We start from the raw sequence: 16,030 nt of genomic DNA, 5'->3' as shown, positions 1-16,030 counted from the left end.
CAAAACGTCGGCGGAAATTCGCCGTGGACGAAGCTGTGGAGGAATCGCGGCCTGCACGCAGAAGGCCTCATGCAACCATCAGGTCAATAAAAAAGATTTGGGAAATGACCGAAAAAGGGCGTTGACCTACTATGGGAACATACGTCAAATTGTATGAGCCAACGAGATTGCCACAACATCTGGTGTATATTCCAGAAAAGGCAGCGGGCGAGGGTCGGATAAGCACAAACGATTATCGTGCGGCCGCATTAGCGGCATTGCGCTGTCCAAGGCAGCGAACAGTACCTTTTTGCACGCTTCTCAGGGCGTTGTGGGCGACACCCTGCAACACAAGATTTGGTGTCGGGAATCTGAAATTGAGCTGAATAAACCAGGGCTGCGGACATGAAGATTGAAAGAAAATTCACCAAACCGGATCAGGACGCCTATGCGGAACTGAATTTTGTGTCGGCAACATCTGAAATCCGAAATCCGGACGGTACAATTGTCTTTCGTCTTGATGACATCGAAGTCCCTTCCAGTTGGTCGCAGGTTGCAAGTGATGTGATTGCGCAGAAATACTTCCGCAAGGCGGGGGTGCCCACCAAGCTCAAGAAGGTGAAAGAAAAGGATGTTCCTGAATTTCTGTGGCGATCGGTTCCCGCGGAAGGCGCAGAGTTCGAAGGAGAAACATCGTCGAAGCAAGTGTTCGACCGTCTGGCTGGTGCCTGGGCCTATTGGGGCTGGAAGGGCGGCTATTTCTCGACCGAAGAAGACGCGCGCGCCTATTTCGACGAGATGCGCTATATGCTGGCGACCCAGCGTGCGGCGCCAAACTCACCGCAGTGGTTCAACACCGGCCTGCACTGGGCCTATGGAATCGATGGCCCGGCGCAGGGGCACCACTATGTCGATTACAAGACCGGCAAGCTGACCAAGTCGAAATCGGCCTATGAACATCCTCAGCCGCACGCGTGCTTCATCCAGTCGGTCGATGATGATCTGGTGAACGAAGGTGGCATCATGGACCTGTGGGTGCGCGAGGCGCGCCTGTTCAAATACGGGAGCGGCACAGGCACCAACTTCAGCCATCTGCGTGCAGAAGGCGAGGCGCTGTCGGGCGGCGGCAAGTCCTCGGGCCTCATGGGCTTTCTCAAGATCGGCGACCGCGCCGCTGGCGCGATCAAATCAGGCGGAACAACCCGTCGGGCAGCAAAGATGGTGATCGTCGATGCAGATCACCCGGACATCGAGCAATTCATCGAATGGAAGGTGATCGAAGAACAGAAGGTGGCCTCGATCGTTGCCGGATCGAAGATGCACGAGAAGATGCTGAACGGCATTTTCGAGGCCATCCGGTCTTGGGATGGATCTGCCGACGACGCCTATGATCCGAACAAGAACGACGCGCTGAAAAAGGCGGTTCGTGAAGCGAAAAAGGTTGCAATACCAGAAACTTACATCAAGCGTGTCTTGGATTATGCCAGGCAGGGCCACGACAGCATCGAGTTTCCGACCTATGATACAGACTGGGATTCGGAGGCCTACAGCTCGGTTTCGGGCCAGAACTCGAACAATTCCATCCGCGTGACCAATGCGTTCCTCAAGGCGGTTGAAAAGGATGCCGATTGGGAATTGATCAACCGCACCGACGGCAAGGTGGCCAAGGTGGTCAAGGCGCGCGATCTGTGGGAAAAGGTCGGCCATGCAGCGTGGGCCTGTGCCGATCCGGGCATCCAGTTCCATGACACGGTGAACGAGTGGCACACATGCCCCGAAGATGGTGAGATCCGCGGCTCGAACCCGTGCTCGGAATACATGTTCCTGGATGACACGGCCTGTAACCTTGCTTCGATGAACCTGCTGACCTTCCTCAAGGATGGTGAGTTCCAGGCAGCGGATTACATGCACGCTTCGCGCCTGTGGACCCTGACGCTAGAAATCTCGGTGACCATGGCGCAGTTCCCGTCGAAGGAAATCGCGCAGTTGTCTTATGACTTCCGCACACTGGGTCTGGGTTATGCCAATATCGGCGGACTGCTGATGAACATGGGCTACAGCTATGACTCGGACGAGGGTCGGGCGATCTGTGGCGCGCTGACCGCGATCATGACCGGTGTGGCCTATGCGACTTCGGCTGAGATTGCCGGTGAGCTTGGCCCGTTCAAAGGCTATGAGCGCAACGCCGAGCATATGCTGCGTGTCATCCGCAACCACCGCCGCGCGGCGCAGGGTGTGACAGAAGGCTACGAGAAACTGGCCGTCAAACCCGTGCCACTGGATCACGGCAACTGCCCGGACAAGCGCCTGGTCGATCTGGCCATGTCCGCCTGGGATGAGGCGCTGAGCCTTGGTGAGAAAAATGGCTATCGCAACGCGCAGGCCACCGTGATCGCGCCCACCGGCACCATCGGTCTTGTGATGGATTGCGACACCACCGGGATCGAGCCTGACTTTGCGCTGGTGAAGTTCAAGAAGCTGGCCGGTGGCGGGTATTTCAAGATCATCAACCGCTCGGTGCCATCGGCGCTGGAAAAGCTGGGCTATTCCTCGTCGCAGATCGAAGAGATCGTATCCTATGCCGTTGGTCACGGCACCATCGGCAATGCGCCAGGGATCAACCACACCTCGCTGACCGGTCATGGCTTTGGCCCGAATGAACTGGCCAAGGTGGATGCGGCTCTGGAAAGCGCCTTCGACATCCGGTTCGTCTTCAACCAGTGGACACTGGGCGAGGATTTCTGCACCGGTGTTCTGGGCATCCCGGCGACCAAGCTGAATGACCCGACATTCGACCTGCTGCGTCATCTTGGTTTTTCCCGTGCGGATATCGAGGCGGCCAACGATCACGTCTGCGGAACCATGACGCTGGAAGGTGCGCCGCACCTGAAGGAAGAGCATTATTCGATCTTTGATTGCGCCAACCCGTGCGGAAAAAAAGGCAAGCGTTTCCTTGGAGTTGAAAGCCATATCACCATGATGGCGGCGGCGCAGAGCTTCATCTCGGGTGCGATCTCGAAGACGATCAACATGCCGAATGACGCGACCATCGAAGATTGCCAGAAAGCCTATGAACTCAGCTGGTCGCTGGGTGTGAAGGCCAACGCGCTTTATCGTGACGGCTCGAAACTGTCGCAACCGCTGGCGGCAGCACTGGTCGAGGATGACGACGAGGCGGCAGAGGTGCTGGAAAGCGGCTCGGCGCAGGAAAAGGCCGTCGTTCTGGCCGAGAAGGTGATCGAGAAGGTTGTGGTCAAGGAAATCATCCGCAGCCATCGTGAAAAACTGCCGCATCGCCGCAAGGGCTATACCCAGAAGGCAATCGTCGGTGGCCACAAGGTGTATCTGCGCACAGGTGAGTTCGAAGACGGCCAGTTGGGCGAGATTTTCATCGACATGCACAAGGAAGGCGCTGGCTTCCGGGCGATGATGAACAACTTTGCCATCGCCGTGTCGGTTGGTCTGCAATACGGCGTGCCGCTGGAAGAATTCGTGGACGCCTTCACCTTCACCAAGTTCGAACCCGCGGGGATGGTGCAGGGCAACGACTCGATCAAGAACGCGACGTCGATCCTGGATTACATCTTCCGCGAATTGGCCGTGTCTTATCTGGATCGTACCGATCTGGCCCATGTGAAACCCGAAGGCGCAACCTTCGATGATCTGGGCCGGGGCGAAGACGAGGGTGTCTCGAACGTTTCGGAAATCAGCGAAACAGCCGCGTCCAGGTCGTTGGAAGTGCTGAAACAAATCAGCTCCACCGGCTATCTGCGCAAGCGCTTGCCGCAAGATCTGGCGGTGTTCAACGCCGGTCAGGTCGAGGTGAACGGCATGGCTGAACCGGCGGCTTCCTTCGAAGCACCGGCAGCCGAAACGGCGGTGGCCACCGGCATGGACGCCCGCACGAAGGCCAAGATGCAGGGGTACGAGGGCGATCCCTGCGGCGAATGCGGAAACTACACGCTGGTGCGCAACGGCACCTGCATGAAATGCAACACCTGTGGCGCGACAAGCGGGTGTAGCTAAGGACAGCGCCCCGGCACCCCGGGGCGTAGGGGTCGGACGCTGCCCTAGGTAACCGACCCCGACGAATTCGGAGAAAGGACACAAGACTTACCAGATGTCCTTTCTTCACTCGGCCGACATGCCCGTGTTGGCCGGGAACAGGGTGGGGCGGAATATTTGCTCCCTCCCACTCTTTCACGGAACGGGTGCGCTCGTTCCATGCGACGTCCAGGCCGCAGGCAAAAAAACACCGGGCGGTCAACGAAATGAGCCTGGATGGCGAAACTGACAGGGGGCTTCGGCCCCCTTTCTTTTTTGCGACTGGTTGCCCGGATGAGCGCGGTCTTGCCGGATCGGGCCATGCCTGTCGGGCAAGTTCTGCCGAAACGGGTCTGGCAAGGTTTTGCCCGGCGGTGTGTCGCAACACCGACTCGGGCAAACACGCAAAGATTGGCGCGACTTCCCGGAAATCACGCAAAACGGGTGACGCCTGCGGCTGTTCCGGTGTTTCTGGGGCCTGTCCGGACGAAGACATAATCAACTTATCCAGGAGGCACGAAAATGAAACCGCAGTACTTGATTGGGATTTCCATTGCTGCACTGACCTTGCCGGGAGTGCTCTCGGCGCAGTCCTCAACCGACGCCAATGGCGACGGCGTTCTGACCATCGAAGAAATTCAGGCCGTGTTGCCCGACGTTGACGCCGATACATTTTCGGCGATGGACGCAAATGGCGACGGGGCGCTGGATGCTGATGAAGTGGCCGTTGCACAAGAGGCAGGTTTGCTTCCACCCAGCAACGGGTAAACAAGAAAGGGCGGCCCGACACTCATCGGGCCGCTTTTTCAGATGTTATAACGGCAAGTGAATGTTGAATTTTTCCCGAATCTCAGCATCCAGAAGCGGGTCGAACCGGGCCGCCGACGGGGTGGACAGGATCTCATTCTTTCGGGCCACTGCCTTTTCAACCAGATCCGGCTTGCCAAGCTCCACCCATTCCTTGGGGGACGAGCGGTCACCAAAGGTCGGATAGACATAGTCGGCCTGCATACGGCTGAGGGTCGCATCGGTGCCCAGATAATGACCGGGGCCGCCCATGCACACGGATGCGATCTGATCCAACGCCAGGGTTTCATCGGTCACTTCGATCCCGCGCACACAGCGTTGTGCCTGACCGATCAGGTCGTCGCTGAGGATGAGACTTTCAAAGCAGAATCCCAGCAGCGAGGCGTGCATGCCAGCGGCTTCATATACCATGTTCAGACCGGACAGCCCCGCCATCACGTTCGAGCACATCTGTTCCCACCCGGCCTGCATGTCGGGCAGCTTCGAATCTGATGCACCGGCCGCCGCACCCCCAGGCAAGTCGTAGAAACGGTGCATCTGGGCGCAGCCTGCCGTCAGCAGGGCTTGTTCTCCGGAACCGATGGACATTGCGCCGGTCCGCAGATCAAGACCAAAAGGCCAGGTGCCGAAAACTGCGGGCGCGCCGGGACTTACGGCGTTTACATAAATCAATCCCGCAAGGCATTCCGCCGTGGCCTGTGTGATTGCTCCGGCGATGGTTGATGGCGCGGTGGCGCCGGCCATTCCGGCTGACAGCAACAGAACCGGCATTCCGGCCTTGATGCATTCCTCCATCACTTCGCAGCTTTCAGTGGCGAATTTCATCGGTGGGACGACGAAGCAGTTCGAGTTCGACACGAAAGGCCGCTCGCGATATTTGTCTTCGCCGCCCGCGATCATGTAGATCATCTCCATCGCGGGGGCGACGTGGCTGGGTTCCGTGAAGGATGTGCCGACGTGTTTGAATGTTCCTGAACAGCTGGCGTAGATCGTGTTCAGGTCCATTTCCAGGTTGTCCGCAATGTCGCGACAGACCATGGGGCGCTGAACAAAGTGAATATTGTCAAGCTGTTGGCAGATACGTGCGGCATCGTGCAAATCCTGAACGGTTGAATCGCGATACTCGCGACCATGCACGTCGACCATGGAAACGGCTGCACCAGCCGTGCCGTAATGTACTTTTGTACCTGTAAGGTCCAGATCGGTTTTTCCGTCACGGCTGTACAAAGTGACATTGCGGTTCGCCTTTGCGATCGTGTCTTCGACAAGCACACGGGGAAAGCGGATGCGGCCATCGTCGCCCAATGTGCAGCCTGCACCAACCAGATAGTCGATCCCGCTTTGCGGCGCGTCCGCCAGACCAATGGTTTCCAATGCGGTCAGGGCGGCCTCGTGGATACGTTCGATCTGTGCCTGGGTCAGAACATTCAGGACACCGCCTTCCATACCGGGGCGCACGGGACGCAGATGTTCAGGCAATGCGGTTGCGCGGGCAGCGCGACGCGCAGCGCGACCGCCGCTGCGCGATGTGTTGCGGGATTGGTCGTTCATTTCTTTTTCCGATCTGTGAGAGATGTTTGGGGAACTAGCAAATGGCCGCTTACGGCCGTCCTCTCGCTGCACGCCCCCGGTCCGCACCAATGGTGCGGCTGATCAGGCTGATTTTCCAGTCGTGGTCAGTCATTCCGCCTCTCAACGTTTGGCGCAACAATTCCAAAACACGGCGACGCAATCTGTTCTGTTTGCGACCTCAACGGAATTTACTTCAGCAAATATCTGCCCAACAAACCTCTGACGGAATTCTAAGGCAGATTTTCTCCCGCGAGGACAGAAATCTGTTATACTGCATTCACTTACTCTTGAGCTTTGCGTGCAAGGAATTGAACTCTGACAAAAGCGATCCCAGTTGAATTATAAGTTAACACATGATCTGAAGCCCGAGTGAAATCGCGTTGAAACAGACTTTTGAACTTTTTTCTGTCCTGATTGTCGTGGCTCTGACGGCCAGCGCCGGCCAGGTTTTGGCAGAGGATTGGACAGGGGGGTACGTTGGGCTCAGCTTTGGGTACGCGGATGCGGATGGACTGGGCGGATCAAGCGGGGATGACACCGCCTTTGGTGCGCATGTAGGCTATGATCAGGATTTCGGGGCTTTCGTTCTGGGCGGTGAACTTGAATACAACCGACTTTCCCTGAATCTCAGCCAGTCTCAGGGCAGTCTGGACAGCATGACCCGATTGAAACTGCGTGGCGGGTACGATTTCGGCAGCGCGCTGGGGTATGTCGTCGTTGGTGCGGCACGGGCCGAAACATCCGTCGACAGCGATACCGCCGCTGTTTACGGGATCGGCATCGCTTATCCGATTGGCGAGAATTTTGTCATCAGCGGTGAGGCGCTGCGGCAAGATTTCGATGATGTCACCCGATCCACCGGTGGTCTGGATTCCAACGTCTTCAACCTGCGTACAACGTTTCGTTTCTGACAACAGGCTTATTCAGCTGCGTGCTTCCTCGCAAGATGCGACGCGAATTTGCACAGCGTTTTCAGCGCATCCGCAAAGCGTTCATCCGCCACGGTCATGGCCACCCGTACGTGCCCGGCAGCGGCCTTGCCGAAGCTTTCGCCGGGCATGACGGCAATTCTGTGTGCGTCCAGCAGCGCGTTGGCAAACGAGTCCCCCGACAACCCGGTCGCGCGGATATCCAGCATCAGATACATGGCACCCTGCGCGGGGACGAGGCCTACGGTGTTTTGCGAGGCCAGAATATCCATTCCCAGGGCACGCCGGCGGCGGAACGGGGCGGCGATTTTTTCTTCCAGTTCAACACCCGCGGTCAGCGCAAAGCTGGAGGCGTCCTGCACGAACCCGGGAACGCCGTAGGTGGTGTGGGTCGCCAGATTGATCAGATGGGCGATGACATCCTCGGGGCCGACGACCCATCCACACCGAGACCCGGTCATGGCATGGGACTTGGACATGGATCCAACCACAAGCGTTCGCTCTGCCATGTCGGGCAGCGCACGCGGCGAAATGTGCTCGCCGTCCCAGACCTGGGTGTCGTACACCTCATCCGAGATCAGCCAGAGATCGCGCCGCCTGCAAACATCAGCGACCGCCTCGAGCGATTGACGGGAATAGACCACGCCGGTCGGATTGTTCGGCGTGTTGATCAACAACGAAACCGCGCCTTCAGCGGCGGCATCGATCCGCTCGGCTTTGGGCTGGAAAGCGCCTTCAGCGGTGGTTTGAACCGCGCGGGCCACGGCGCCAACGCCCCGAATCGTGCCTGGATAGGTGGCGTAGTAGGGGTCGAGATACAATCCGACATCACCGGGATCGCACACGGCCATATGTGCCGCGAACAGGGCGGCTTGCCCGCCGGGGGTGATCAGAACGTTGTTCCGAGAGGTCGGAACGCCAGTGCGGGTCTGAACCTGAGCGGCGACCGTGTCGCGCAGCAGGTCCGTGCCGGGCACCATCGCGTAACCTGTGTGGCCGTTGCGGGCCGACAGCTCCATCGCCTGAAGAATCGAAGGGTCGGTTCGGGTGTCATGTTCACCGATCGTCAGTTCTGTTACGGCTTGTCCTTCGCTCTGCATCCGGCGGGCGCGATAAAACACGTCCCAGCCATCGCTGCCGCCGCCGGTGATCTGCGTGATGCGTTCAGACAGTTTCATCCCATCGCCCCTGCTTGCCTTGCGCTGAATGGGGCAGAGCAGTGGCCGTTTGTCAATCAGCTTCGCGGTGGCAGCTTCGCCTGAAGCTTTTTAGTCAACGAAGCGCGAACGAGATCATAGGAAACCGTCAAACGATGGCGCAGCTCCTCGGTCTCGGCATCAAACGGCAGGCGGACCCAGCTGCGGTGAAAATAGGGGGCTTTCACCGCGACACCGGCATCAATCACCATCTGAGCCGTTTCCACGTCGGGTGTTTTGACCGACACGCCGTCATTTGCAGTTCCGATACAGGCAAACATCTTGCCGCCAACCTTCCACGCGTCATGACCGCCGCCCCACGGGTCCGACAGCTCGGCTCCGGGAAATTCCTTGCAGATGGAATTGATGAAGTCTCGATCCATGACGGGCACTCTGCCGGACCGGGTGAGCAAACTCAACGCTTGGCTTGGCGGGGTTCCCGTGCTAACCGAGGGGCATGAACCCGGTGACCTGCATCATTATCTGCTGCATTACCTGCTGATTTATCAAGCGGGCCGGTTTCTTTCGTTTTCATCCCTGAGACAAGTTGCTAAGCCCGCGCCAACGCGCAAGCCTTTGCTGTTTTCTAGGAGCCCGACCGATGACGACGATCAAGCTGCACAACACGCGGACGCGGACGAAGGAAGATTTCGTACCGATCGACCCTGACAACGTGCGGATGTATGTCTGTGGTCCGACGGTCTATGACCGCGCCCATCTGGGCAATGCCCGCCCGGTGGTCGTGTTCGACGTTCTTTATCGTCTGTTGCGCCATGTCTATGGCGCAGAACACGTGACCTATGTGCGCAACTTCACCGACGTGGACGACAAGATCAACGCCACGGCGCTGGCCCGCAAACAGGCGGGCGCGGAAGGCACGCTGGAGCAATTGGTGCAGGAACGATCTGATGAGACCATCGGCTGGTACCTGCATGATATGGGCGCTTTGGGCACGTTGGAGCCGAACGAGATGCCGCGCGCGACCCAGTTCATCGCGCAGATGATCGCGATGATCGAAGACCTGATCGCTAAGGGTCATGCCTATGCCGCCGAAGGCCATGTTCTGTTCGCGGTGGATAGCTGGAAAGAGAGCTACGGTAAGCTGTCGGGGCGCTCGGTGGATGACATGATCGCCGGCGCGCGGGTCGAGGTGGCGCCCTACAAGAAGAACCCGATGGATTTTGTCTTGTGGAAGCCTTCGACCGATGAATTGCCGGGCTGGGACAGCCCATGGGGGCGGGGACGTCCGGGCTGGCACATCGAATGCTCGGCCATGAGCTATGAGTTGCTGGGTGAGAGTTTTGATATCCACGGTGGCGGCAACGACCTGATGTTCCCGCACCACGAGAACGAGATCGCCCAGAGCAAATGCGCACACCCGCACGGTGAATTCGCGCGGGTCTGGCTGCATAACGAGATGTTGCAGGTCGAAGGCAAGAAGATGTCCAAATCGCTGGGCAATTTCTTTACCGTGCATGATCTGCTGGAGCAGGGCGTTCCGGGCGAAGTGATCCGCTTTGTCTTTTTGCAGACGCATTATCGCAAGCCGATGGACTGGACCGAGAAGAAAGCCCGTGAGGCGGAGGCGACGCTGCGCAAATGGCGGGCGCTGACATCGGGCATAGAACCCGCTGCCAGCGCGGCACCTGAAGTGATCGCAGCGCTGAGCGACGATCTGAACACAGCAGGTGCCATGGCCGAGCTTTACCGTCTGGCGTCAGATGGAAACGCTGCGGGATTGCTGGCAAGCGCACAAATGCTGGGTTTGCTGCTGCCCCAGATGGGGGACTGGGCGGACACGGCGTCCATAGACCTGAGTGCCCATGCAGATCGCTTGGCAAAGGCGCGCGTATCTGCAATGGAAAACAAAGATTTCTCGGAGGTCGACCGCCTCAAGGCGGCGTATATTGCGGCAGGGCTTGAGGTTCGAATGAGCAAGGAAGGTGTTGAACTGGTGCCGGGCGCCGGTTTTGATGCCGCCAAGCTGGAGGAGGTCTGATGACCAGAGAACGCCTCTATCTTTACGACACGACGCTGCGTGACGGGCAGCAGACCCAGGGCGTGCAGTTTTCGACCGCTGAAAAAGTGCAGATCGCGCAGGCGTTGGACGCTTTGGGGGTGGACTACATCGAAGGCGGCTGGCCCGGCGCCAACCCCACCGACAGCGCGTTTTTCGAGGCGGCGCCAAAGACCGCGGCCCGCTTGACGGCCTTTGGCATGACCAAGCGGGCGGGGCGCTCGGCCGAGAATGACGATGTGCTGGCTGCGGTGATGAATGCAGGAACGCAGGCCGTTTGTCTAGTTGGCAAGTCGCATGATTATCACGTGACCCACGCGCTTGGCATTTCGCTTGAAGAGAACACGGAAAACGTTCGTGCTTCGGTGGCGCATATCGTGGCGCATGGGCGAGAGGCGCTGTTCGATGCCGAACATTTCTTTGACGGGTACAAGGACAACCCCGAATACGCGACGGAAGTTTGCCGGGCCGCGCTGGAGGCGGGCGCGCGATGGGTTGTGCTGTGTGACACCAACGGTGGCGCGTTGCCGTCCGAGGTCGGGCGGATCGTGTCCGAAGTGATCGCGGCCGGTCTGCCGGGTGAACGGTTGGGTATCCACACCCATAACGATACCGAGAACGCAGTGGCCTGTTCTCTGGCAGCGGTCGAAGCAGGTGCACGGCAAATTCAGGGAACGCTGAATGGTCTGGGGGAACGCTGCGGCAACGCAAACCTGACGGCGCTGATCCCGACATTGCTGCTGAAAGAACCCTACGCCTCGCAGTTCGAAACCGGCGTCAGCCCTGATGCGCTGGCCGGGCTGACCCGCATCAGCCGCATGTTGGACGATGTCCTGAACCGGGTTCCCAGCAAGCAGGCGGCGTATGTGGGCGCGTCGGCTTTTGCGCATAAGGCGGGGTTGCACGCCAGCGCGATCCTGAAGGACCCATCGACTTACGAACATGTGGACCCGGCGAGCATAGGCAATGAACGTATCATTCCGATGTCGAACCAGGCGGGTCAGTCGAACCTGCGCAAACGCCTGACCGAGGCGGGGCTGAGCGTCAAAGCCGGTGATCCCGCATTGGGCCGCATCCTTGAACGGATCAAGGATCGTGAAGCGGTTGGGTATTCCTACGACACCGCGCAGGCCAGTTTCGAACTGTTGGCGCGGGATGAACTGGGACAACTGCCTGAGTTCTTCGAGGTCAAGCGCTACAAGGTCACTGTTGAGCGCCGGAAGAACAAATACAACAAGATGGTCAGCTTGTCCGAAGCTGTCGTTGTGGTCAAAGTGGACGGTGAAAAGAAACTGTCGGTCAGCGAGTCCATGGACGACTCCGGAAACGACAGGGGGCCTGTGAACGCGCTGGCCAAGGCGCTGGCGAAGGATTTGGGCCAATATTCGCAGGTCTTGTCGGATATGCGCCTTGTCGATTTCAAGGTCCGTATCACCCAGGGCGGGACCGAAGCGGTGACCCGAGTCATCATCGACAGCGAAGACGGTCAGGGGCGGCGCTGGTCGACCGTTGGCGTAAGCGCGAACATAGTTGATGCGTCCTTTGAGGCGCTGCTGGATGCGATCCAGTGGAAATTGGTCCGTGATTGCGATCCGCAAAAGGCAGCGGCCGAGTGAGTGTGACCTTCGACGATGATGTCAAAGCCTGCGCCGCGTTGGTACAGCGTGCGGATCCTGATCGTTTCCGGGCGACGATGGCTGCTCCGGTCGCGGCCCGCGTGGTTTTGTTTCCGATCTATGCGTTGAATGTTGAAGTCGCCCGCGCGCCATGGGTGACGCAAGAGGCCATGATTGCCGAAATGCGGCTGCAATGGTGGCGCGACGCGTTGCAGGAGATTGCAGAAGGGGCCGCGGTGCGGCGGCACGAGGTGGTGACGCCTCTGTCGCGGGTCCTGTCGCCGCATCTGGCAGGCGTTCTGGATGAATTTGTTGCCGTAAGACGTTGGGATATATACCGGGATCCGTTCGAGGATCAGGAACACTTTGACGCCTATATCAACCACAGTTCCGGATCTCTTTTCGTCGCCTCTGCGCAGGCGCTGGGTGTGGCGGATGAAAGCGTGTTGCGCGATTTCGGGTACGGGGTCGGTGTGGCAAATTGGTTCCGCGCCATTCCCGAACTGGAAAAGCGGGGTCGCGTACCTTTGCTTGATGGTACGAAGGGCGGCGTTCAGCAATTGGCCCAATCCGCTTTGGACCGATTGCGCAAGGCGCGATCAAAGCGGGGCGACATCGCACCTGAGGCGCGTCCCGCGCTGTATGCGGGTTGGCTGGCGGAACGAGTTCTGAAGCAGGCCATCGCCCAACCCGAGCGGGTGGCGGCAGGAACGCTTGAGCCAGGCGAAATGCGTCAGCGACTGTCGCTGATGTGGACCGTCGGCAGCGGGCGCTGGTGATCAGACCCTTTCGGGATCGGCCGGGCGCAGAACCAGCCACAGCAATGCGCCACCTGCCAGTGTCAGCAAAGGGATCATGGCCAGGTTGACGGCATTCCACCCCTCGATCGCGGATCCGCCCGAGCAGTTCATCAACCCGCCCGAGGCCAGCGATGCCAATGTCACACCGCCAAACACCAACAGGTCATTGAGGCCCTGCATCCGTCCGCGCTCTTGCGGTTCATGCGACGCGGCCAGCATCGTGGTCGCGCCGATGAAGCCGAAATTCCAACCAATGCCCAGAAGAACAAGGGCGACAAAAAAGTTCCCCAATTCGACGCCTTGCAGCGCAACCACCCCTGATGCGGCAAGTATGGCCAAGCCCAGAGCGACGATCTTTTCAACGCCAAACCGGGCGATCAGGTGCCCGGTAAAGAAGCTGGGGACATACATTGCCAGCACGTGACTTGTCACGATATCCGCCGCGTCATTGGCAGAAAATCCACATCCGACAACGGCAAGCGGCGTCGAGGTCATGACCAGATTCATCAACGCATAAGACACCATGGCACAGATGATCGCGACGGCGATGCGGGGTGTTTTCAGCAACTCGATCCGTGACCGCCCCTTGGGTTCATCGGCCGCAGGTTTCGCAGGTGTCGGAATGTCGAGAAAGAAGAACAGCGCCGAGCCCAGAACGTTGATGCCGATTACGGCCATATATGTTCCCAGAAAAGGGATGACGTATGCTTCAGACGTAAGCTTCACGATCTGAGGCCCGATGATGGCGGCCGCCAGCCCGCCGGCCATCACGTATGAAATCGCTTTTGGGCGGTAATCGTCTGACGCGGTGTCTGCTGCCGCAAAGCGATAGAACCCGTGTGCGCTCATGTAGATGCCGGTCAGCAGGCTGCCGACAAGAAAGGTGGGGAACGAGCCCAGAAACAGACCATAGGCCCCGATCAACCCGCCCAGTGCACCGGCCGTTGCCCCGACAAGGAACCCCACGCGACGGCCCCATTTTTGCATGATGGCCGAGATCGGCGTGGCTGCCAGCATCGATCCCAGAACGATCAGGGATATCGGCAGCGTCGCTAGGCAGGGGTTCGAGGCCAGCGACTGACCTGCAAGCCCGCCGACGATGAACATCATCGGCATCTGCGCGCCCAGAATGGCTTGGGCAGCCACCAGTACGGCCACATTGCGTTTGGCCTGCCGGTCGTCCGGAAGGGTTGAAATCATCGTCATGGGCGAATGGTTATCGGCTAAGTGTTTGCGGCACAAGCGGGTTGCATCTGCGTCACATGCGCCTAACCTGCCCGAAACAAAAGAGCAGGGAGGCCGCATGCCCGCGGGCCGCATCATCGAAACATCGGACTGTGTGGCCGAAGGGGCCGAGTGGCTGGCCAAAACCTGTCCGCGCATGGCGTATGCGATGGATCAGACCGGCCCCTTGCCGCTGCGCCGCCGCCCCGATGGGTTTGCGCAATTATTGAGTGCTATCGTCAGTCAGCAAGTCAGCGTGGCTTCGGCCAATGCGATCTGGAAACGGCTTCAGGATGCAAGGTTGACCGGCCCGCGCAAGATCCTGTGGGCAACGGATGATGATCTGCGGGCAGTTGGGCTGAGCCGACAGAAGATCCGATATGCGCGGGCACTGGCCGAGGCACGTATCGACTATAAGGCACTACGCGATGCAACTGACGCCGATGTCGTCGCCACATTGACGCAAGTTCCGGGTATCGGTGTCTGGACAGCCGAAATCTATGCGATGTTCTCACTGGGTCGCGCAGATGTCATCGCACCCGGTGATCTGGCCGTGCAAGAGGCGGCGCGCATCCTTTATGACTTGCCTGAACGTCCAACGGACAAGGAATTGCGCAAAATGGCCGAGGCCTGGTCGCCCTGGCGTTCGGTTGCGGCACGGGTGCTGTGGGCCTATTACCGGGTTGCAAAACAAAGAGAAGGGATCAGATGACACGGGTTTTGAATGCGCTCCGGAAAGAGCCTGTTTCGGGCGACACGCGCTCGGTCGTGGTGTTCGTGCATGGCTATGGTGCAAACGGTGCCGATCTGCTGGGATTGGCCGATCCGCTGGGTGAACACCTGCCCGACACGTTGTTCGTGGCCCCCGACGCCCCCGAGCAGATCCCCGGAATGCCCAACGGGTATCAGTGGTTTCCGATTCCGTGGATCGATGGATCTTCCGAAGAAGAAGCCCGCCGGGGCATGGAAATGGCTGTCGAGGACTTCAACGCCTTTCTGGACGCGCTGATGGTGGACGAAGATGTTCTGCCCGAACAGGTTGTGTTGTTTGGCTTCAGCCAAGGCACCATGATGAGCCTGCACGTTGCGCCGCGGCGGGAAGATCCCGTGGCCGGGATCGTAGCCTTCTCAGGCCGTTTGCTGGAACCCGATCTGCTGGTGGATGAAACTGTCAGCCGGATGCCTGTCTTGCTGGTGCATGGCGACGCTGATGACGTTGTTCCGCCGCAGTCCCTGCCGGAAGCGGCCGAAGCCTTGCAGGCTGCCGGCTTCAAAGAGGTCTATGCCCATGTCATGAAAGGTACCGGGCACGGTATCGCCCCGGATGGGCTGAGCGTTGCGCTGGCCTTCATGCGCGACAAGCTGAGCCTTTAGTCTTTGGAACTTGATCCGCGGAGCGCCCATGCGTTCCGCACCGGATCAAGCCCACAAGTGGCCTTCGGCGAACTCGACCGAGTTTCCGGCCGGGTCGCGCACATATAAGGACCGTACGCCGCCGGGCCAGTCAAACTCGGCATCTACCGGAATATTCCAGTCCAGAAGGTGTTTGCGCATCACTGCGATTTCCTCTCGTGACAGCACAAGACACACATGTCCGGGGCCGCGCGCGCCGTGGGGCGGAACCGGCATGCCGGGGTCGAGCGGCGGTTGTTCGGTCTGGTCGGGGTTGAATATAAGCAGGACCGATCCGCCGATGCGATAGAAAACATGGCGGTCAGCGACACGTTGGATGCGTTCGAGCCCAAGAACTTGGCCATAAAACTGTTCTGCCGCGTCCAGATCATCGACATAGAGCGCCGCTTCCAGAATGGCCGAAGGGGCCGGGATGTCAGGCGTTTTCTTCATG

13 protein-coding genes are annotated in these 16,030 nt (G+C 59.1%); 8 read left to right on the top strand and 5 right to left on the bottom strand.

The annotated features are described in order from the left end of the window. Positions 1-384 precede the first annotated feature (384 nt). Together GS620_RS03595 and GS620_RS03590 are read left to right on the top strand one after the other, a co-directional pair. The gene (locus GS620_RS03595) at positions 385-4,005 is read left to right on the top strand and encodes a vitamin B12-dependent ribonucleotide reductase (RefSeq protein WP_171614095.1); all 3,621 of its coding nucleotides are present in this window, start codon (positions 385-387) and stop codon (positions 4,003-4,005) included. A gap of 540 nt (positions 4,006-4,545) precedes the next feature. Then, positions 4,546-4,791 carry a hypothetical protein gene (locus GS620_RS03590; protein WP_117868858.1) on the top strand — a complete coding sequence of 82 codons (246 nt, stop codon included), beginning with the start codon at positions 4,546-4,548 and terminating at the stop codon, positions 4,789-4,791. A 45-nt stretch (positions 4,792-4,836) separates the two neighbouring features. Here GS620_RS03590 and GS620_RS03585 read toward each other — a convergent pair whose 3' ends face one another. Continuing rightward, positions 4,837-6,381, bottom strand: coding sequence for a trimethylamine methyltransferase family protein (locus tag GS620_RS03585; RefSeq protein ID WP_171614093.1), 1,545 nt, complete (start codon positions 6,379-6,381; stop codon positions 4,837-4,839). A gap of 401 nt (positions 6,382-6,782) precedes the next feature. Here GS620_RS03585 and GS620_RS03580 point away from each other — a divergent pair, with 401 nt between their 5' ends. Further along, complete coding sequence (locus GS620_RS03580) at positions 6,783-7,313, top strand: outer membrane protein (protein WP_253283780.1); 531 nt, start codon at positions 6,783-6,785, stop codon at positions 7,311-7,313. An 8-nt stretch (positions 7,314-7,321) separates the two neighbouring features. Here GS620_RS03580 and GS620_RS03575 read toward each other — a convergent pair whose 3' ends face one another. Both GS620_RS03575 and GS620_RS03570 read right to left on the bottom strand, forming a co-directional pair. Continuing rightward, a complete protein-coding gene (locus GS620_RS03575) occupies positions 7,322-8,509 on the bottom strand; it encodes a pyridoxal phosphate-dependent aminotransferase (protein ID WP_171614091.1) in 1,188 nt (395 codons plus the stop codon). A gap of 56 nt (positions 8,510-8,565) precedes the next feature. Beyond that, positions 8,566-8,910 carry an MmcQ/YjbR family DNA-binding protein gene (locus tag GS620_RS03570; protein ID WP_170344164.1) on the bottom strand — a complete coding sequence of 115 codons (345 nt, stop codon included), beginning with the start codon at positions 8,908-8,910 and terminating at the stop codon, positions 8,566-8,568. 218 nt (positions 8,911-9,128) lie between these two features. Between GS620_RS03570 and cysS the strand changes: the two genes are divergently transcribed. From cysS to GS620_RS03555, 3 genes are read left to right on the top strand one after another with little or no spacing between them, the layout of a single operon-like run. Further along, positions 9,129-10,526 carry a cysteine--tRNA ligase gene (gene cysS / locus GS620_RS03565; protein WP_171231581.1) on the top strand — a complete coding sequence of 466 codons (1,398 nt, stop codon included), beginning with the start codon at positions 9,129-9,131 and terminating at the stop codon, positions 10,524-10,526. Beyond that, positions 10,526-12,160: a citramalate synthase gene (cimA, locus tag GS620_RS03560; protein ID WP_171614089.1), complete on the top strand. Its 1,635-nt coding sequence runs from the start codon at positions 10,526-10,528 to the stop codon at positions 12,158-12,160. The genes cysS and cimA overlap by 1 nt, the downstream gene beginning before the upstream one ends. Positions 12,161-12,162: 2 nt before the next feature. Continuing rightward, positions 12,163-12,939, top strand: coding sequence for a squalene/phytoene synthase family protein (locus tag GS620_RS03555; RefSeq protein ID WP_171614492.1), 777 nt, complete (start codon positions 12,163-12,165; stop codon positions 12,937-12,939). On the opposite strand, the gene GS620_RS03550 is transcribed toward GS620_RS03555, so the two are convergent. Then, entirely contained in the window at positions 12,940-14,166 is a 1,227-nt protein-coding gene (locus GS620_RS03550) for an MFS transporter (RefSeq protein WP_171115775.1), read from the bottom strand. A 97-nt stretch (positions 14,167-14,263) separates the two neighbouring features. Here GS620_RS03550 and GS620_RS03545 point away from each other — a divergent pair, with 97 nt between their 5' ends. Both GS620_RS03545 and GS620_RS03540 read left to right on the top strand, forming a co-directional pair. After that, positions 14,264-14,896 carry a DNA-3-methyladenine glycosylase gene (locus tag GS620_RS03545; protein ID WP_171614087.1) on the top strand — a complete coding sequence of 211 codons (633 nt, stop codon included), beginning with the start codon at positions 14,264-14,266 and terminating at the stop codon, positions 14,894-14,896. Then, positions 14,893-15,558: an alpha/beta hydrolase gene (locus tag GS620_RS03540; protein ID WP_152458076.1), complete on the top strand. Its 666-nt coding sequence runs from the start codon at positions 14,893-14,895 to the stop codon at positions 15,556-15,558. Before GS620_RS03545 ends, GS620_RS03540 begins: the two co-directional genes overlap by 4 nt. 45 nt (positions 15,559-15,603) lie before the next feature. Here GS620_RS03540 and GS620_RS03535 read toward each other — a convergent pair whose 3' ends face one another. Further along, the gene (locus GS620_RS03535; protein WP_171614085.1) at positions 15,604-16,029 is read right to left on the bottom strand and encodes a VOC family protein; all 426 of its coding nucleotides are present in this window, start codon (positions 16,027-16,029) and stop codon (positions 15,604-15,606) included. Position 16,030: the final 1 nt, after the last annotated feature.

This window comes from Ruegeria sp. HKCCD6428, assembly GCF_013110595.1.
Lineage (GTDB): Bacteria > Pseudomonadota > Alphaproteobacteria > Rhodobacterales > Rhodobacteraceae > Ruegeria.
This window is presented reverse-complemented; position numbering and strand designations above follow the sequence as displayed.